This is a genomic window from Cytobacillus sp. C11.1 (assembly GCF_058145115.1).
The window spans coordinates 2,726,359-2,744,750 of sequence record NZ_CM176935.1; the positions used below are offsets into that span (position 1 = coordinate 2,726,359).

The following is an 18,392-nucleotide window of genomic DNA, read 5'->3' on the forward strand; positions in this document are numbered from 1 at the left end:
GATTGTTATATATAGTTTCAAATTGAAGACCTTAAAATAGGTCTATTTTTTGTTTCCCTCATAATGTACAGAAATTTCTTGCTTACAAAAAGAAATGAGCAGTAAGTTTACTTACAAAAAGAGTGAACGGCTACAACTTCCGATAAATGCCCGATTTATTCAACTTAACACTATGAAAGTTTCCTTTTGTCAAAGATAGGGGAATTTCCCCCTCCTAATGGGGAGTTTCCCCGATATGGAAAATCTCTTCCCGCTTTTACAATAAGGTTAAGGTAATTGTTTGTGAATGAGGAGGAGTTAATATGCAGGCAAAAGCTGCAGTCAATCAAAAAACAGTAAATACACTAAACAATGCATTTGCATCACATTTCGCAAAGTCGATGTTTTTATCAGTAACAGCACTGGCAATCTTATCTTTTATCGGTACAAGAATGTTTACACATGTTGATTTAAACCTTTACGGATATATGGTTGGAACAATCGTTTTTATTGGAGGTTTCTTTTACCGGTTTATTGCCTGGGGTGAACGGCCGCCGACAAAAATCATCCTTAAAAAGGGACTTAAATTATTATTCAGGAAGTCAACACCAAAAACTTCTGTTGAACATCTTGCCACTTACAATTTCATCTGGAATAGGGGAATTTACCGATGGACCCAGCACGTGTTAATCGGTTGGGGATGTATTCTATCCTGCTTTGTAACTTTTCCGCTCGTTTTCGGCTGGATGTATTTTACGATGGATGACAATGGGTACTACAACATTATTGCATTAGGAATGCAGGTGATGACAGTTCCTGCTGATGGCATCATCGCAAATCTTTCTTATAACGCATTGAATATTACGGCTGTAATGGTTATCGCGGGCGTTTGCATGGCTCTATACCGCCGCTTGAAAAATATGCAGGCAAGAGCGGAACAGAAATTCCTTTATGATTTCATGCCGTTATACATGCTGCTTCTTGTAAGTGTTACTGGATTAGCTCTTACATTTATGAATATCTTTTTACACGGTGCTGGACAGCCCGCAATGTCCCTGATTCATCAATGGTCAGTTATTATTACACTAATTTATTTGCCATTCGGTAAGCTTGCACATATTCCATTCCGTCCAATGAGTGTTCTGGCAAGAAACTATAGAGAGCATTATGCTGAGCAAGCTATGAAGGAATGTAAAGTGTGCGGAGATCAGTTTGTTTCATCAGAACAATCACAAGATGTCGTCGATGTGCTCGGCGTGAACGATATTCAGTTTAAAACAAAGGAAGGCCACCATCTTGCAGAAATGTGCCTTCCTTGCCGAAGAAAATACCGGATTGCACAATTTTCCGGATTCCCTACTCATGAAGTGAAGGTCAAGGAGGCAAACCAGAATGCAAAGGGATAAGTTTTTTAAAGAAATCGAGAATTTAAACCATCCAAATGAGAAATTAATCAAAACTCATTGCAGCTATTGCGGTATGCAGTGCGGAATGAACCTGCGGGTTAATACACAGACAAATAAAATAATCGGAGTTGAACCCCGATATGATTGGCCGGTTACAGTTGGAAAGATGTGCCCTAAAGGGGTTACTGCCTATCAGCAGACAAACCATAAAGACCGGCTTTTAAAACCGCTGATAAGGGAAGATGCTTCCTTAAAAGGAACAACTGAAGGATTCCGGGAAGCAAGCTGGGATGAGGCATACGATCTAATTGCAAAGAAATTTACTGAACTACAATCTGCATATGGCAAAGATACACTGTCTGTATTCAGTGGCGTATCCATGACAAATGAGAAATGCTATTTGACTGGCAAGTTTGCAAGGGTTGCAATGGGAACTCGGTATATCGATTATAACGGCCGCTTCTGTATGTCAAGCGCAGCCGGCGGTTTCCTCCGATCTTTCGGAGTAGATAGAGGTTCAACGCTGCCATGGACAGATATCCATGAAACAGATTGCCTGTTTATCGCAGGAAGCAACACGGCTGAATGCCATCCAACTTCCATGTTCAGAATCTGGAATGTCCAGGAAAGAGGCGGCTATATCATTGTCGTAGATCCACGCGAAACCCCGATTGCAAGAAGGGCAGATCTTCACCTTGATTTACAGCCGGGCACTGACCTTGCGCTTGCAAATGGGATTGTTAATCAGCTAATCGAGTTAGGCTATATAGATGAGGAATTCATCAATAACCATACAAACGGATTTGAAGAAACAAAAGAACTTGTTAAAGATTTTACTCCGGAATACACGAGCATGCTGACTGGTGTGGCACCAGAAAAAATCATTCGCGCAGCAGAGCTTTACGGCAAAGCTCCAAACGCAGTGGTTATGTTTGCTCGTGGAGTCGAACAGCAGCATAAAGGTGTAGACAATGTGTCAGCTTACACAAATATGGCACTTGTCACAGGAAAGATCGGCCGCCCGAAATCAGGAGTAGCCACTTTTACAGGGCAGGGTAACGGCCAGGGCGGAAGGGAGCATGGACAAAAGTCCGACTTGCTCCCAGGCTACCGTAAAATCACTAATCCTGAGCATGTGAAAGAAGTTTGCCAGGTATGGAACATCACACCAGACGAAATGCCGAAACCGGGTGTTTCTGCTTATGAAATGTTCGAATTAATGGAAGAAAAAACAATCCGCGGATTGTATCTGCTTTGCTCAAACCCGGCAGTCTCAGCGCCAAATCAGAACTTCGTAAGAAAAGCGCTAAAGAGTTTAGACTTCATGGTATGTTCAGACTTCTATCTTTCTGAATCCGCGGAATTTGCAGATGTCATACTCCCAGCGGTAACCTGGTCCGAAGATGAGGGAACTGTAACAAACATTGAAGGACGAATTATTAAAATCAATAAAGCACAGGAGCCTGTAGGAGAATCCAAGCCAGACTGGCAGATCCAAGTAGAGCTGGCTGAACGGCTAGGAAGAGGAAAGCAATTTTCCCATCTGAAAACAGCAAGAGATGTTGCAGATGAATTCAGATTGGCAAGTAAAGGCGGCTATGCTGACTACTATGGTGCCACATGGGATAAGATCGAGAAGCAAGACGGCGTATTTTGGCCATGCAAGGATGAGAATGACCAGGGAACACCGCATATGTTTCTAGATAAAAAGTTCTATCACCCTGATGGCAAAGCGAAAATTTGCGCACTTCCATACCGTCCGCCGGCAGAAGAGCCTTGTGAAAAATACCCGCTCCGCTTAACAACCGGACGTGTTGTATATCACTATTTATCCGGCAACCAGACAAGAAGGATTCCGTTCCTGCATGACATGTGCCCTGAGCCATTTGTAGAGGTTCATCCTGAAACAGCAGCAAAATACAATATGGATCATGAAGAAAGAGTACGCCTGTTTACTAGAAGAGGCGAAGCCATCTATAAAGTGAAAATAACAGAGGCAATCAGAAAGGATACGGTTTTCGTTCCTTACCATTTTGGACACGAAGACTCTATTAATCTATTAACAATTGCAGCGCTGGATCCAATTTCCCGTATGCCAGAATTTAAGGCATGTGCTGCACAGCTGGAAAAAGTCGAAATAAAGAAGGTGCAATAAATGAAAAAGAGGCTGTACTTGGAACTGGAAAACTGTATAGGATGCCGTTCATGCCTGGCAGCATGTACGCAATGCGGAGGACATGAGGAACGCAACCGGAACTATGTTTACGATGTAAACCCTCTGGTTAACCGGCAGACGATGCCTCTTATGTGCCTTCACTGTGAGAATCCGGCATGTGCGAGAAGCTGTCCTGCCCAGGCAATCCAGATCCATGAAACAGGGGCAGTTTTATCTGCCCTCGTTGAAAAATGCATTGGGTGCCAAAACTGTACGATTGCTTGCCCTTACGGCATACCGAAGTTTGATACTGAACAGAACTTAATGTATAAATGCGATTTATGTATTGACCGGACGAAGGATGGCATTCCGCCAATGTGTGCAAGTGTGTGCCCATCCAATACACTGCAGTGGCTGACAGATGAGGAAATTGAAAACAAAAAGAAACAATTTAACCTTGATAACGGCAAATGGGTTACAAGCATGCCATACCTGGAAGGCGAAACAAACGTGAAAGTAAATCTGCCGGGAATCCTGCAGGGAATTACAAAGCTGTATTAGGAGGGATTAGGGATGTCAGATAAAAATAATAAAATTCCCTTTAACGAAGATAACTATACTCATAATATTGAACGGAATAATGAAAGAAAGCTGGATAGACGGGGATTTATGAAAACATTGGTTGGAGCTGCAGGCGTATTTGCAGTTTCCTCCCTTCCATGGGGTGCTGTAGCTGCTAAAGAATTAATGGGGCTCGGTGAAAAAGAATATCCGCATAAAAAAATTACAGATGTTAGCAAATTACCGATTGGCGATGCTGTTGATTTCAAGTTTCCAGGAGATCATGATGATGCCATACTCATTCGATTATCAGAAAAAAATTATGTTGCCTACCAAAACGCCTGTACACATCTGCGCTGTCCAGTTTTTTGGGTGAAGGAACAAGGGGAAATGGTTTGTCCTTGCCACCACGGAAAGTTTGATGTAGAAACTGGCGCACCGACTGCAGGACCGCCAAGAAGGCCGCTTCCAGAAATACAGGTAAAAGTGGAAAACGGTGCAATCTATGCAGTGAGGGTGAAACGTTATGAAGCGTAGCTATATAGGCGTCATCATTTTGGCCGCTATATTAATGATGAATATTGTATTTACCCAGTATATGGTCCATCAATATTATTACGAAAACTATGTGAATGTGCTAATTTTCGGCGGGTTAAATATTGTATTATTTCCCTTGGCCGTATTCGCTTATAAAAAGACCATTAACATGAGGGCGTGATTTAATGAACAGTGAGACTTATCTTGATTTTTGTTTTGTCAGAGAGGCATCTGGAAACTTTGCGCCAGAGGTTGATCAAATACTTTCCGAGTTATTTAAAGGAGTTCGCTTGAACTGGTACCTTGACGAAAAGAATGAGAGCGGTATGGATATTGTTATAGCCGAAGTAAAAGGTATGAGCAAATGGGAGTCTGAGGATGAAACCATTGATTTTATTGAAGACCATGCCGGTGACTCTTTCTGGAGATATTTGCAGGGCTACCAAATGTATATCTATCCTGCAAAGAGAGGGTGCGGCAGCTGTGGAACTCATTAAAAAAGAAGATTTGGATGCATTTGTTCTGCAAGATGTTCAGGTAGCGATTTTAGATGAAGAGGGGAATGACAAAGCCCCCTTTGTTCCTAAAATCATACAAAAAACCGGGCTGTGCCCTGATGGAACACACTTGCGCATTTATTTTGACCATATGAATTTCTTTGCGGTTCCTCTAACTTCCTCTGTGGAAGCATCGGAGCAGGAATGGGCCGCATTTGATCAGGATGCTGGTTTAAAATATGTAATTAAGAAGAGAGCGTGAAAACAATGATAAGAAAAATACAGCTTCCTTTGCAGACGATGAATTTAATAGCCGGCTTTATGGTATGGGTATTAATATCATCACTTATGCCTTTTATCAAGGAAGATATTAATATTCCAGCTGATAAGCTGGCGCTTGTTACGGCAGTTCCGGTAATCCTCGGATCCTTGCTTCGCATACCTCTAGGCTACTATGCCAATCAATTCGGCGCTAGAAAGATTTTTATGTTCAGCTTTATCCTGCTATTATTTCCTGTTTACTATATCAGCATAGCGAATTCTATTACAGATCTATTGATTGGCGGGTTATTCCTTGGACTCGGAGGAGCCGTTTTCTCAGTCGGGGTGACATCACTTCCAAAGTATTACCCAAAAGAACGCCACGGCTTTGTAAATGGAATTTACGGTGCCGGTAACCTGGGAACAGCTGTTACTGCTTTTGCTGCTCCTGTTGTGGCTACTAAATTTGGATGGTCAGCAACGGTACAAATTTACCTTGTTATTCTTGGAATCTTTGTTGCCGCCAACTTCTTTCTTGGTGATAAAAAAGAGGTTAAGGTTAATACGCCACTCCTTGAACAAATCAAAGGGGTTTATAAAAATGAAAAGCTTTGGCTGTTAAGCCTGTTCTATTTTATTACATTTGGATCTTTTGTTGCTTTTACCATTTATCTACCAAACTTCCTTGTTGCACATTTTGAATTAGATAAAGTGGATGCGGGGTTAAGAACAGCTGGTTTTATTGTCCTTGCAACTGCTATGAGACCGATTGGAGGCTGGCTTGCTGATCGCTTCCACTCTCTGATTCTGCTTATGTTCGTTTTTGGGATTTATACCGTTTCTGCAGTGATTCTTTCTTTATCTCCATCTATCACATGGTATACATTTGGCTGCCTGAGCATTGCATTTTCAGCAGGGATTGGTAATGGCGTCATCTTTAAGCTTGTGCCAATGTACTTCCAAAAGCAGGCTGGTATTGTTAACGGAATTGTCTCAGCAATGGGGGGGCTTGGCGGATTCTTCCCGCCGCTTATCCTGACATTGTTATTTAACATAACGGGACATTATGCAATTGGCTTTATGGCATTGTCTGAAGTAGCGCTTGCCAGTCTAATACTTGTTATATGGATGTATTTCCAAGGGAAAATGGAAGTTGCAAGCCAGGTCATTAACCACACTGTTGAGGGGATACTGGTAACAGATAAGGGCGGAAAAATTATTTCCGTTAATCCCGCATTTACAGAAATTACAGGTTTTCAGGAAGAAGAAGTGATTGGCAAAAACCCTAATATACTTAAATCCGGCAGACAGACAAGTGGCTTTTATCAGGACTTATGGAACACGATCGAAACAAAAGGGTTCTGGCAAGGGGAAATTTGGAACAGCCGTAAAGATGGGGAAGAATACCTGCAATGGCTCACCATAAGTGCAATTAAAAATGATGCCGGAGATGTGATTCAATATGCGGGAATGTTTAGTGATATTTCAAGCCACAGAGTGAAACAGGCGAAATAACTAGCCAGGCTAGTATTCTAATAAAAAGGAGGAGGGGTGAAAAATGGAAACCCAGCCAGCAAAGAACAAGATCAGCTCCTACATTATCCAATCTCAGGAAGAGGAGATTAAACGCATTGCCCTGGAGCTTCATGAAGGGGTCGGGCAAACATTATACAGTCTATATACTGGTATGCAATTCATTGAAGCAGCTGTAAATATGCCGGATATGAAAGGGTATGTAGGCGATATGGCACAAATGCTTGAAAAAACGATTCAGGAAATCAGGCTTCTGGCTGTGGAATTGCATCCCCCTACTCTAGAAACACTTGGGCTTCTTCCTGCCATGAAGAGTTATCTAAAGTTATATACTTCCACCTATGGAATCACTGTTGATTTGCAAAACGAAGGGATGGAGGTGCCGATCAGCGCGAGAGAGAGCATCACCCTATTCCGAGTTTGCCAGGAAGCTTTAGCGAACATAGCAAGATATGCTGATACCATGAATGCAAATATTGTATTTAATTGGGGGCCAGGCCAGCTTTCAATCAGCATAAAAGATCAGGGTAAAGGTTTTGATGCAGACACCGCTATGAAAAAATCTACAGGTCTTGCAGCTATGATTGAACGAATGTGCTTAATTAATGGAAAATGCCGGATAAATTCTAAAATTGGGGAAGGTACTTCAATAGATATTACCCTTCCGTTATACTAAGATTAGACTGAACAAGGGATGCGCAAAAGCGAATCCCTTGTTGTATATATGAAATCATTTTTATATACGAACAATGTAAAGGGGGAGCCGGCTTGATAAAAATTTTACTGTGCGATGACCACGCAGTAGTCAGAATGGGTTTGAAAATGCTATTAAATAATCACGAAGATATGCAGGTAGTCGGTGAAGCTTCGGAAGGTAATGAGGGGATCCAGCAGTCACTTGACTTAAAACCTGATGTAGTAGTTATGGATTTAAGCATGCCTCATGGAAAGGATGGCATGTCTGCTACTTCAGAATTAAAAAAGCTTATGCCGGATGTCGCCATCCTTATTCTGACCATGCATGATGATGAGGAATATTTATTCAGGGCCATTCAGGCTGGTGCTTCCGGCTGTATTTTAAAAAGTGCTCCGCATGATGAGCTGGTAGCTGCCATCCGTTCTGTTGCCGGTGGAAATGCATACTTGCATCCATCCGCAACGAAAAGGCTGATGGAGGAATATATCGGAACCGTAAAGCAAGGAAACACCGATACATTCAATCTCCTGTCTGACCGCGAGAAGGAAGTTCTGACATTAATCGCCAAAGGTTTCTCGAATAAAGAAATTGCCGAACAGCTTGTCATAAGTGTTAAGACAGTTGAAACACACAAAGGCAATCTGATGGAAAAGCTCCAAAGGAAAACAAGGCCAGAACTTGTTTCCTATGCACTAAAAAAGGGGCTGTTAGGGTATGGAATATAGGGGATGCAGCCAGGCTGGCAGCGGCCAGATTAATCAGGCCTGTGAAAAAGTTCTATCTGAATTGGAATGTGATTTTGTCGGTCTTGCCCTTCAAAATACGGATGGGCCGGATGTGAGGTGGCACTATGCTGCAGGCAATAGCAATGAAAAATATAAACGGATTACTGTCAGGTACGGCAAAGGCATTGCAGGGAAGGTCATATCAACCGGAAGGCCGATGTATTTGGAGAATTTCCCTGAGAATATTTCAGGCAAAGTGCTTGAATATCCGATTATGCTTGCAGAAAGCCTAAATTATGCCTATGCAGTCCCGATCCACTTTAAGGGCATTCCTAAAGGTGTTCTTTTGATTGGAAATCGAACCGGTCAGGCTATTAATGAAGATGAGCAAAGCACAGTTCAGTCTGCCGCCAGAAGGCTGGAAGAAAAGCTAAGCGGCTTAATCTAAATGCAACTGGAGGAAAGAAAGAAAATGGACAGGAATAATCAAACACATAATAAAAGAGAGATTGCTCCTGATTCCAGCGATGCTACCATTCTTATTAATGAATCGGGCAACATCTCCTATGCGAATCAGCAGGCACAAGAACAATTCGGGTACAGGGACAATGAATTGCTGGGTAAGAGCCTTAAAGAGTTATTGCCTGAAATAACTCCACTCGATACAGAGGAGGGCAAAGTAGTCCATCAGTACGGAAGGCATCGGAATGGGCAAAGTTTTTCGATTTTTTATAGAATAAATTCTTTCAAGCTTAACCAGGAGAGCTATTTATTAATCGTTTTTAATTCTGTAAAAGACCGATCACGTTTGAAAAAACAGCAGTCCTATCCATTGAATGAACTGGTTGACCTTCAATTCGCTCTGGATGAATCAACGATTGTCGCCTTTACCGACCAGAATGGGAAAATTAAATATGTGAACGAAAAGTTCTGTGAGGTTTCAAAATATCCGGCTGAAGAGCTGATTGGCAAAGACCATAGAATCATTAATTCCGGTTATCATTCCAAAGAGTTTATGAAGAACCTCTGGACAACCATCTCCAGCGGGGATGTATGGCGCGGAGAAATTAAAAATAGAGCTAAGGACGGAACTTTATATTGGGTTGATACAACAATTGTGCCTTTCATGGATGAAAAAGGAAATCCCTACAAATACCTGGCTATCCGCAAGGAAATAACCGAGTATAAACGTGTCGTTTCGGAACTGAAAAAATCGGTCAATGAACTGATAGACTTAAAATTTGCCCTTGATGCATCATCAATAGTGGCGATCACAGATCAAAAAGGCACAATAAAATATGTAAATAATCAATTTTGTAAAATCTCCAAGTATACAAGAGAAGAATTGCTTGGGCAGGATCATAGGATTATAAACTCCGGCTATCATCCTAAAGAGTTTTTCACAGATTTATGGAAAACGATTTCCTCAGGCCAGGTGTGGAAAGGGGAAATCAAAAACAAAGCAAAGGACGGAACATATTATTGGGTTGATACAACCATTGTGCCTTTCCTTAATGAAAATGGGAAGCCTTACCAGCATCTTGCCATTCGCCATGAAGTTACCCAAAGAAAGAATGCTGAAGAAGAACTTCAAAAAATGATGACAAGAATTATTGATGTTCAAGAGGATGAACGGAAGAGATTGTCGAGGGAGCTTCACGATGGCATTGGCCAGAATCTGTACAGCCATCTAATTACGATTAACAGGCTGCAGGCAGAAATAAGCCATCCTCTCCTTGATCAAATGCAGGATGAAGCAACTGAGATTATTGAAGAGCTTCGTGATCTTTCATGGGAGCTTAGGCCTTCTGTTCTTGATGACCTGGGGCTGATTCCGGCTATACGTTCCTATTTGGTCCGTTATTCAGAACATCATAATATAAATGTCCATTTTGATTGTTACCTGACCTCCCGCCTTAGTTCCAACAAAGAAATTACTATCTATAGGATTATTCAAGAGGCGCTGACCAATGTCAGGAAATACGCCGTTACAGAAGAAGCGACTGTTACAATCCGTCAAAATGATGAAGAAATCCGCGTAGTCATCGAAGATAAGGGAAAGGGCTTCGATGTCGAAAAAGTAACACGCGGCGTTGGGCTCTTCAGCATGGAAGAAAGAGCCAAGGCTGCAGGAGGTTCTATAAAAGTCCATTCAGCAGAAGAAAAAGGAACCAGGGTCGTCCTTGAAATTCCTTTATAGTAAAAGAGCTGCCGGAGCATTCGGCAGCTTTTTCTTAACGGCAATTTTGTTCCCTGTATGCAGAGAGATGGCGTTCATAAGGATCTTGTCGAAAAAACAGAGTAAAAGAGTAGTGAAAAAGTCCTCATTGGTGTGGAGGATAAATATCACTTAACAGAACTCTTTTAAAAGATTGAACCTAATATCATTCCGCCAATTGCACCAGTCACAACAATAATCCATGGCGGCAGCTTCCAATAGACCAGCATGCTGAATAGAACCGCCGCAAAAGCGAAATCAACTGGCTCCAGTATGCTGCTTGTCCAAATGGGATGGTAAAAGGCGCCTATTAAGATTCCCACCACAGCTGCGTTCACACCCATCAAAGCTCCTTTAATTTTCGGGTTGCGGCGCAGGCTGTCCCAGAAAGGAAGTGTACCTAAAATTAAGAGAAAAGCAGGCAGGAAAATGGCTGCTGTAGCAAGTAAACCGCCTTGCCATCCATTAATTGCTGCACCGATATAGGCAGCGAAAGTAAATAAGGGTCCCGGCACTGCCTGGGCTGCACCGTAACCTGCCAAAAAGGCTTCTTCACTTAGCCAGCCAGTCGGGACAAACTCGCGCTCCAGCAGTGGAAGTACTACATGGCCTCCACCGAAAACGAGCGAACCTGAACGATAAAAGCTATCGAATAAAGCTACCCAGTTTAGGGCAGTTAACTCCCTTAGGATAGGCAGCAATATTAACAGAGCAAAAAATAGCACTAAGCATCCAATGGCAAAGCCCTTTGAAATAGGAAAATGGATCTGTGCATCATCATTCTCTGCATGCCTTTTATAAATTAAAAATCCAATAAAGCCTGAGATTAGAATGATTGCGACTTGTGTAAATGCTGTTTGCCATAATAAAACAGCAATCATTGCAATTAAAGCAATTGTTTTTCTTGGCAGGTCAGGTACCAGCTTTTGGGCCATTCCTAAAACAGCATGAGCAACTACGGCCACTGCGACAATTTTTAAACCGTGTATCCAGCCCGCTTCTGCCACATCTATACCCTGCAGCAAGATGGCAAAGATAATCAGGGCAATGACAGACGGCAGGGTAAACCCAAGGAAGGCCATAATGCCGCCGGCTACACCAGCCCGCATCACCCCAATGCCGATGCCAACCTGGCTGCTTGCCGGACCGGGCAGAAACTGGCATAAAGCCACCAAATCAGCATAGCTTTTTTCATCCATCCATTTCCTTCTTCGCACATACTCATCGTGGAAATAACCTAGATGTGCCACAGGTCCGCCAAAGGATGTGAATCCGAGTCTTGTTGAAACAATTAGTATTTCCAGTAAAGATTTTAAACTGATATTATTCCTGTCCATTATGCATCCCCTTTTAATCTTTTATTTCTTTGAAAAGTTCATAGGCTTTCTTTCTCGCTTCCTCTAAGACCATAATCCCTTTTTCAGTAGCTGTATAATACTTTCGGATTTTACCTTCCACGTTCTTTTGCTCCTGATGGAGAAGGCCATCAGATTCCATGGAATGAAGAATCGGATACAGTGTCCCGGAACTAATGCTATATCCATGCTCCTTTAATTCTTCAAGCATCCACATGCCAAATATGGGATGCTCTTTTGCGTGGTGAAGAATGTGGATTTGTATAAAACCTAAAAACAGCTTTCTTACTATTTTTTCCTCCAAAGAGAATCCTCCTTACTTCAATTTCGAAAGCCAATATCGAAAACCGATATTGGCATAATAACAAATTGAACAGAATATGAAAAGAGGGAGAGAGTAATCTTTACAATTCCTTTATTTTTACATAAAAAAGAACGCTCTATCCAAGCGTTCTTTGTTAATTATTCTGTACATTTCTCAAGATTTCATAAGCCTGGTCTCCGGCTGCAGCAGCAAAGCTTTCCCACATCTCATCACGCAATATATCAAGTTCAATTATTTTTCTCGCCAGGTCAATCGCATCCTTCGTCTCCATGTTCATCCTCCTATTAAAAGCTGTTTCCGTTTTTGTGCTTTTTAAATATAACCTCCAGCTCTGTTAATGTCAGCTTTTGCAGAGCGGGTTCGGTATACTGATATTCTCCTCCTGATTTAATCAGCAAATCAATCAAATATTGTTTCTTCTTTTCTATTGCCTTTCGTAAATATTGCATCTGGATCTCCTCTTTTCTTTAATGTTTCTGTCATTCTATAAAAAGATAAGTTCTCTGTCATTTATCATGTGAGGTTTTCTAACGTATTTTTTAAATGTTGTCAGATTTTCTAACATATTTGATGAAATTAACTCTGAGATTAGTATAATGAAAGAAATAGTTGAATTTGAGGTGACATTGATTGGAGAATGAAGCTTCTTACAAAAACAGAAAAGTCATATCGATCGGAACGGTGAGTGAATTGACGGGCCTAAGTGAACGGCAGATTCGCTATTATGAAGAAAGGAAGTTAGTATTTCCTGAAAGATCGGACCGGGGAAGCAGGAAGTATTCTTTTTCCGATGTTGAGAGGCTTATTGATATTGCAAACAAAAGGGAAGAAGGAGTCAGAACGGAAGAAATACGGTCTGAATTAAAAAGGAAAAAGAAAATGGACGACAAGGCGGCACGGTCAAAAATGATACAGGGGCAGCTTAATGCACAATTCGGGATTCGAAAAAAATAAAGCTCTAAATGCGGTTATTCTTTAGAAGAATAATCGTTTTTTTGACTTCTAATATAAATTTTTCCTCAAAAGCACTTTCTTTCGTTTATCATTTCCTTTAAGATTTAACCTTATAAAAGAGGGTTTCATAAAATTGGGTAACTAAAGCGGGTGAAAGAATGGGGAGAGAGTTTCCTCCAACTATTGAAGTAATCGAATTATGCCTGCTTGCAGGGAAAATTATGCTGCAGGGAGGCGCAGAAACGTACCGTGTAGAGGACACAATGACTAGAATTGCAGCTTCTTTGGGGATTCCGCATTCACATAGTTATGTGACACCTACCGGGATCATTTTTTCAACGGATGGAACAGAACCGGCGAAACTAATCCGGATTTCCGAGCGTTCAACTGATTTATATAAAGTAACACTTGTTAACGGCATATCGCGAAAAATCAGCAGCGGTGAGCTGGATGGGAAAGAGGCCTTAGCCAAACTGAAAGAGATTGAAAGGGCTGACTATACTTTTCCCGTATACCAGCAGGTTTTGGCAGCTTCTATTGCAAGCGGCTGTTTCTTGATTATGTTTTTAGGGCAATGGACAGATTTTGTTCCGGCCATGATTGCAGGTGGATTGGGCTTTGCTTCATTTATATATGTCCATAGGGTCGTGCAGATTAAGTTTTTTTCAGAGTTTATTGCTTCTTTGCTAATTGGGCTATTAGCTTATCTGTTTGTCTCACTTGGTATAGGGACTGAATTGGATAAGATAATCATCGGCTCGGTAATGCCGCTGGTGCCGGGGCTGCTTATTACGAATGCAGTTCGTGACTTAATGGCCGGCCACCTTGTTTCAGGGTTATCCAAGGGAGCGGAGGCCTTTCTTACAGCCTTTGCAATAGGGGCAGGCATTGCTCTTGTGTTTACTTTTTAAATGTATAAGCTAGTTACGGTTAATACGGAGGAATGAATTTTGATGTTAACTCACTTAATCACAAGTTTTATAGCATCCGCAGGATTTGGTGTGCTTTTCAATGCGCCGAAAAAATCATTGCTGAAATGCGGGTTTGTCGGCATGGTGGGCTGGTTCGTTTATATATGGCTGGTTACCCGCCAGTATGATGCTGTTATTTCTTCGTTAATTGCTGCATTTACGATTGCAGTCATCAGCCAGGTTTTTGCCAGAATGTATAAAACGCCAATCATTATTTTCAGTGTAGCAGGCATCATTCCGCTCGTGCCAGGCGGACTGGCTTATGATGCAATGCGGAATTTCGTTGAAAATGATTACAATACAGCTATTCAGCTGGCTGCCAAAGCCTTTATGATTTCTGGTGCGATAGCTGTCGGGCTGGTAATATCTGAAGTTCTTAATCAAATCATCCGCAAGGTTCAGTTTAAATCGGAAAGAACTTATTGATTTCTGAAAATTCTTTCTCTATAATTTATTTAGCAGTTATTTCGGAGTGCTAAATAAATAAGAGGAGTTTAGTGATGGCGACACAAACGAAGATTGAAGAAATTTACAGAGAAATACATACCCATTACACCCAGTACAGCAGGATGCAATGGACACTATATACAGCCGGCTATGACTTTGGGCTAAAGGAACAATATGCAAAAATCACTGACATAATGAAAAATAAGGCTAATTATGAGATCGTTCTCGAATATTTGCAAAAGGACATATCTCCGCTCGAAAAAAGAAAGGCAGAGATTGTTCTGAACAGATTAAAACCTTACCATCTTTCTGCCGAATTGAACGAGCTTGATATGGAGATAAGCGATAAAGTAAATGCTCTTTCTAAAATATTGAATACTTTTCGTTATCGATTTGAGGGAAGAGAAGTTTCTTCTGTAGAGCTTAATCAGGTATTGAGTTCTGAAAGCAGCCGGGAAAAAAGAAGGGAAGCCTACTTTGCGAAGAACCAAATTAATAAACCGATGATTGAAGGCGGTTTTATTGATCTGATAAATCTTCGCAAGGAATATGCCAGGGCATATGGAGCGAAAAATTTTATTGCTCACAAGCTTGAGCAGGATGAACTTGATCAAAAAATCTTTGATGGCTGGCTTCCGCAGCTTCACGAAGCACTGCCTCAAATGAACGCAGCAAGGGAAAAATATGCACTGGAGTATTTAAACGATGGGCGGATTTTGCCATGGGATGAACAATATATTGATTCCAGGATTGCACCTTCTCTGAATCAGCATGTAGACATGTCGGATTTCTACGGGAATATAAAAGAGCTTTTTGATTTATTCTCTATAGATATTTCAAAGTTTAATATCACTTATGATATTTTCCCGAGAACCAATAAATCAGAATGGGGCTACAATTTCCCTGTTGAAACAGCAAAGGATTCCCGAATTCTTGCCAATGTCAAAAATAAATATCATGAATATGGCGTATTGCTTCATGAAACCGGCCATGCCGTACATTCTTTCCTCCTAAATCCTGACGAGGAAATTCTGAACCGTGGTGTCAGCGGAATTATCAGTGAAGGCATCGCCAACCTGTTCCAGGGCTTTTTATACAGTCCCGTATTTTATAAAAGGTTCTTTAACGAAGAAATGGGTGCAGGGAATCAATTCAAGAAACTGAAGGGATATCGAAAGCAAAATTCATTGCGGGCAATCAATAGAATCTTCTTTGACCATAGCTTATATAAAAATGATATAAGCAGCCTGGATGATATTTATGATTTGTATTGGAAAAATCAGATGAACGTTCTAAAAGAAGAACCGTTTGGCGAAGAGCCGCCATGGGCGTTCACTATTCACTATACCACCCACCCGATATACCTGCATAATTACTTTATGGGTGATGTAACCTGTGCCATGCTCTCTTCTGTATTTAAGCAAAAGACAGGTGCAATCATGATTGAAAAGCCCAAGGAATTTGATGAGTTTTTAATTAATGAAGTTATTAAACCCTCAGGAAGATACCCATTCGGCGAGCTTTTCAGAAGGATAAGCGGGCAGGACTTTAAATTGGATTATATGCTATAATTTTTGAATCGTTCCAGATACGACAATTCTGGGACGATTTTTAACTTGGTATTTTTTATTTCACAGGTTTATCTGAATACTGTCTTTTATTCATTTAGAAAAGGAGAACAGCAATGATTCGACGTTTTTTTACCTATTATAAGCCGCATAAGCGCTTATTTATTCTTGATTTCAGTTCAGCTGTAATTGTGGCAGTTCTGGAATTGGGTTTCCCATTAGCGGTCCAGTGGTTTATCGATAGCTTGCTTCCCAGCGGCAATTGGTCAATGATTGTCTCTGTTAGTGCCGGCCTTCTGGCTCTTTATATGATGAGTACATTATTGCAATTTGTTGTTAACTATTGGGGGCATAAGCTTGGGATTAATATAGAAACAGATATGCGCCAGCAGCTGTTTCAGCATGTGCAGCGCCAATCATTCCGCTTTTTTGACAATACTAAAACGGGCCACATTATGAGCAGGGTGACAAACGACCTCATGGATATTGGGGAACTTGCCCATCATGGCCCGGAGGATATATTTATTGCTGTGATGACTTTTGCCGGTGCTTTTGGGATTATGCTGACCATTAACGTCAAGCTTGCTCTTGTGACGATATTCGTTCTTCCGTTTCTGGTATGGCTCATTGTGTTCTGCAACATTAAAATGAACAGTGCATGGAAGCGAATGTATCGTGAAATTGCCGATGTTAATGCCCAGGTGGAGGACAGTGTTTCCGGGGTGCGTGTGGTTCAATCTTTTACAAATGAAAATTATGAGATTAAAAGATTTACAGAGAACAATGGCAGGTTCCGCCTAGCCAAGCTTGCTGCTTATAAGATTATGAGTTTTAGTGCTTCCGGCATTTATATGCTGACAAGATTAATCACTCTAATTGTATTGGTGTACGGTTCCTGGCTGAGCTTCAGCGGGCAGCTAACCTACGGGGAGCTTGTAGGTTTTGTCTTATACGTGAATGTCCTGCTAAAACCTATCGATAAAATCAGTGCGCTGATGGAGCTATATCCCAAGGGAATGGCAGGCTTCAAACGCTTTACAGAGATCATTGATACAGAGCCGGAAGTAGAGGATACTGAGGATGCGGTTGAGGTTGCATCTCTAAGAGGGGATATCCGCTTTAATGAAGTATCCTTTAGCTATGATAAACATAAATCAGTTCTGGAAGGGATTAACCTTCAGATTAAAGCGGGTGAGACAGTTGCGTTTGTTGGACCATCAGGCGCTGGCAAGACAACGATATGTTCCCTTATCCCGCGTTTTTATGATGTGAATAGCGGCAGCATCACTTTAGATGGCATGGACATCAGGGATTTGACGAAAAAATCATTAAGGTCGCAAATTGGTATTGTCCAGCAGGATGTTTTTCTCTTTACCGGCACGCTCAAAGAAAATATTGCGTACGGAATGCTTGAAGCAACAGATCAGCAAATTGCAGAAGCTGCAAAGAAAGCACATTTGCAAGATTTCATTGCTTCGCTGCCGTTTGGCTATGAAACTCAAATTGGGGAAAGGGGATTAAAACTTTCGGGCGGCCAAAAGCAGCGGATTGCAATAGCGCGAATGTTCTTGAAAAATCCGCCGATTCTCATCCTGGATGAAGCTACATCCGCATTGGATACTGAAACGGAACAAATTATCCAAACAGCATTAACAGATCTTACCGTGGACAGAACTACTTTAGTTATTGCCCACAGACTTGCGACCATTCGCAATGCTAATCGGGTTGTCGTTGTAACTGAAGAAGGAATAGCAGAAGAAGGGACACATGACGAATTAATCAAGCAAGGCGGAATCTTTGCCAGCCTTCATAATGTGCAGTTTCAAAGATAAGGGCGGAGTCCGATTAGGATTCCGCTTTTTTACATGGTACAGACGATTTCTAATTGGGTACTTTGCGAATAAAAGTATCATCTTAGCGAACAAGGTTTTGAAGTTAGCGAATAAAAAATGAATACTGCAAAGAAATCATTAGATTTAGCGAATAAACAGGAAGGACATGTGGTTGGGAAGGAACGTTAAATACCTATGAAAAGATTAGGTCAATAATTTTTCAGAATAGTCAAATATAACTAGCTTTATAATCTTTTTAATTGGAAGTTTTTAACTAGAACAGGACTTATGTGGTATAGACAACTATACTCTTGCTCTATTAAGCTTAAAGTATGAAATGTAAACCTTTTCAAATGTAAAGGAGGTTATTG

21 protein-coding genes are annotated in these 18,392 nt (G+C 41.3%); 17 read left to right on the plus strand and 4 right to left on the minus strand.

Going from position 1 to position 18,392, the window contains the following annotated elements; genetic code table 11:
* Positions 1 to 302: 302 nt before the first annotated feature.
* From AC3ZVC_RS13615 to AC3ZVC_RS13670, 12 genes are all read left to right on the plus strand, one after another.
* Positions 303 to 1,385, plus strand: coding sequence for a hypothetical protein (locus AC3ZVC_RS13615; RefSeq protein ID WP_490063775.1), 1,083 nt, complete (start codon positions 303 to 305; stop codon positions 1,383 to 1,385).
* Positions 1,372 to 3,540 (plus strand): molybdopterin oxidoreductase family protein, encoded by a 2,169-nt coding sequence (locus tag AC3ZVC_RS13620; protein ID WP_490063776.1) that lies wholly within the window; start codon positions 1,372 to 1,374, stop codon positions 3,538 to 3,540. Before AC3ZVC_RS13615 ends, AC3ZVC_RS13620 begins: the two co-directional genes overlap by 14 nt.
* On the plus strand, positions 3,541 to 4,101 hold the full coding sequence (locus AC3ZVC_RS13625) for a 4Fe-4S dicluster domain-containing protein (protein ID WP_110065303.1): 561 nt from the start codon (positions 3,541 to 3,543) through the stop codon (positions 4,099 to 4,101).
* Between the two features lie 12 nt (positions 4,102 to 4,113).
* Positions 4,114 to 4,638 carry a Rieske (2Fe-2S) protein gene (locus tag AC3ZVC_RS13630; RefSeq protein ID WP_490063777.1) on the plus strand — a complete coding sequence of 175 codons (525 nt, stop codon included), beginning with the start codon at positions 4,114 to 4,116 and terminating at the stop codon, positions 4,636 to 4,638.
* Positions 4,628 to 4,819 carry a hypothetical protein gene (locus tag AC3ZVC_RS13635; RefSeq protein ID WP_214726483.1) on the plus strand — a complete coding sequence of 64 codons (192 nt, stop codon included), beginning with the start codon at positions 4,628 to 4,630 and terminating at the stop codon, positions 4,817 to 4,819. Before AC3ZVC_RS13630 ends, AC3ZVC_RS13635 begins: the two co-directional genes overlap by 11 nt.
* Before the next feature lie 4 nt (positions 4,820 to 4,823).
* Positions 4,824 to 5,135: a hypothetical protein gene (locus tag AC3ZVC_RS13640; RefSeq protein WP_490063778.1), complete on the plus strand. Its 312-nt coding sequence runs from the start codon at positions 4,824 to 4,826 to the stop codon at positions 5,133 to 5,135.
* A complete protein-coding gene (locus AC3ZVC_RS13645; protein ID WP_490063779.1) occupies positions 5,122 to 5,397 on the plus strand; it encodes a hypothetical protein in 276 nt (91 codons plus the stop codon). The genes AC3ZVC_RS13640 and AC3ZVC_RS13645 overlap by 14 nt, the downstream gene beginning before the upstream one ends.
* Before the next feature lie 5 nt (positions 5,398 to 5,402).
* Positions 5,403 to 6,911, plus strand: a complete 1,509-nt coding sequence (locus AC3ZVC_RS13650) for a nitrate/nitrite transporter (RefSeq protein WP_490063780.1) — start codon at positions 5,403 to 5,405, stop codon at positions 6,909 to 6,911.
* Positions 6,912 to 6,954: 43 nt separating this feature from the next.
* Positions 6,955 to 7,605: a sensor histidine kinase gene (locus tag AC3ZVC_RS13655; RefSeq protein ID WP_490063781.1), complete on the plus strand. Its 651-nt coding sequence runs from the start codon at positions 6,955 to 6,957 to the stop codon at positions 7,603 to 7,605.
* A gap of 92 nt (positions 7,606 to 7,697) precedes the next feature.
* The gene (locus AC3ZVC_RS13660; RefSeq protein WP_490063782.1) at positions 7,698 to 8,351 is read left to right on the plus strand and encodes a response regulator; all 654 of its coding nucleotides are present in this window, start codon (positions 7,698 to 7,700) and stop codon (positions 8,349 to 8,351) included.
* Positions 8,341 to 8,799 carry a GAF domain-containing protein gene (locus AC3ZVC_RS13665; RefSeq protein WP_490063783.1) on the plus strand — a complete coding sequence of 153 codons (459 nt, stop codon included), beginning with the start codon at positions 8,341 to 8,343 and terminating at the stop codon, positions 8,797 to 8,799. The genes AC3ZVC_RS13660 and AC3ZVC_RS13665 overlap by 11 nt, the downstream gene beginning before the upstream one ends.
* Before the next feature lie 24 nt (positions 8,800 to 8,823).
* On the plus strand, positions 8,824 to 10,551 hold the full coding sequence (locus tag AC3ZVC_RS13670; RefSeq protein ID WP_490063784.1) for a PAS domain-containing sensor histidine kinase: 1,728 nt from the start codon (positions 8,824 to 8,826) through the stop codon (positions 10,549 to 10,551).
* A 164-nt stretch (positions 10,552 to 10,715) separates the two neighbouring features.
* On the opposite strand, the gene AC3ZVC_RS13675 is transcribed toward AC3ZVC_RS13670, so the two are convergent.
* The 4 genes from AC3ZVC_RS13675 to fbpA all read right to left on the minus strand — a co-directional run bounded on the left by AC3ZVC_RS13675 (position 10,716) and on the right by fbpA (position 12,698).
* Entirely contained in the window at positions 10,716 to 11,906 is a 1,191-nt protein-coding gene (locus AC3ZVC_RS13675) for a chromate transporter (RefSeq protein ID WP_490063785.1), read from the minus strand.
* A gap of 13 nt (positions 11,907 to 11,919) precedes the next feature.
* On the minus strand, positions 11,920 to 12,228 hold the full coding sequence (locus AC3ZVC_RS13680) for a PadR family transcriptional regulator (RefSeq protein ID WP_490063786.1): 309 nt from the start codon (positions 12,226 to 12,228) through the stop codon (positions 11,920 to 11,922).
* 154 nt (positions 12,229 to 12,382) lie between these two features.
* Positions 12,383 to 12,520, minus strand: a complete 138-nt coding sequence (locus AC3ZVC_RS13685; protein ID WP_490063787.1) for a hypothetical protein — start codon at positions 12,518 to 12,520, stop codon at positions 12,383 to 12,385.
* Between the two features lie 13 nt (positions 12,521 to 12,533).
* A complete protein-coding gene (gene fbpA / locus AC3ZVC_RS13690; protein ID WP_490063788.1) occupies positions 12,534 to 12,698 on the minus strand; it encodes a Fur-regulated basic protein FbpA in 165 nt (54 codons plus the stop codon).
* A gap of 181 nt (positions 12,699 to 12,879) precedes the next feature.
* Here fbpA and AC3ZVC_RS13695 point away from each other — a divergent pair, with 181 nt between their 5' ends.
* From AC3ZVC_RS13695 to AC3ZVC_RS13715, 5 genes are all read left to right on the plus strand, one after another.
* Positions 12,880 to 13,203, plus strand: coding sequence for a MerR family transcriptional regulator (locus tag AC3ZVC_RS13695; protein WP_490063789.1), 324 nt, complete (start codon positions 12,880 to 12,882; stop codon positions 13,201 to 13,203).
* A 158-nt stretch (positions 13,204 to 13,361) separates the two neighbouring features.
* Positions 13,362 to 14,114, plus strand: a complete 753-nt coding sequence (locus AC3ZVC_RS13700; protein WP_490063790.1) for a threonine/serine exporter family protein — start codon at positions 13,362 to 13,364, stop codon at positions 14,112 to 14,114.
* A 42-nt stretch (positions 14,115 to 14,156) separates the two neighbouring features.
* Positions 14,157 to 14,600 carry a threonine/serine exporter family protein gene (locus AC3ZVC_RS13705; protein WP_490068930.1) on the plus strand — a complete coding sequence of 148 codons (444 nt, stop codon included), beginning with the start codon at positions 14,157 to 14,159 and terminating at the stop codon, positions 14,598 to 14,600.
* A gap of 74 nt (positions 14,601 to 14,674) precedes the next feature.
* Positions 14,675 to 16,192: a M3 family metallopeptidase gene (locus tag AC3ZVC_RS13710; protein WP_490063791.1), complete on the plus strand. Its 1,518-nt coding sequence runs from the start codon at positions 14,675 to 14,677 to the stop codon at positions 16,190 to 16,192.
* 113 nt (positions 16,193 to 16,305) lie between these two features.
* Positions 16,306 to 18,021 carry an ABC transporter ATP-binding protein gene (locus tag AC3ZVC_RS13715; protein ID WP_490063792.1) on the plus strand — a complete coding sequence of 572 codons (1,716 nt, stop codon included), beginning with the start codon at positions 16,306 to 16,308 and terminating at the stop codon, positions 18,019 to 18,021.
* Positions 18,022 to 18,392: the final 371 nt, after the last annotated feature.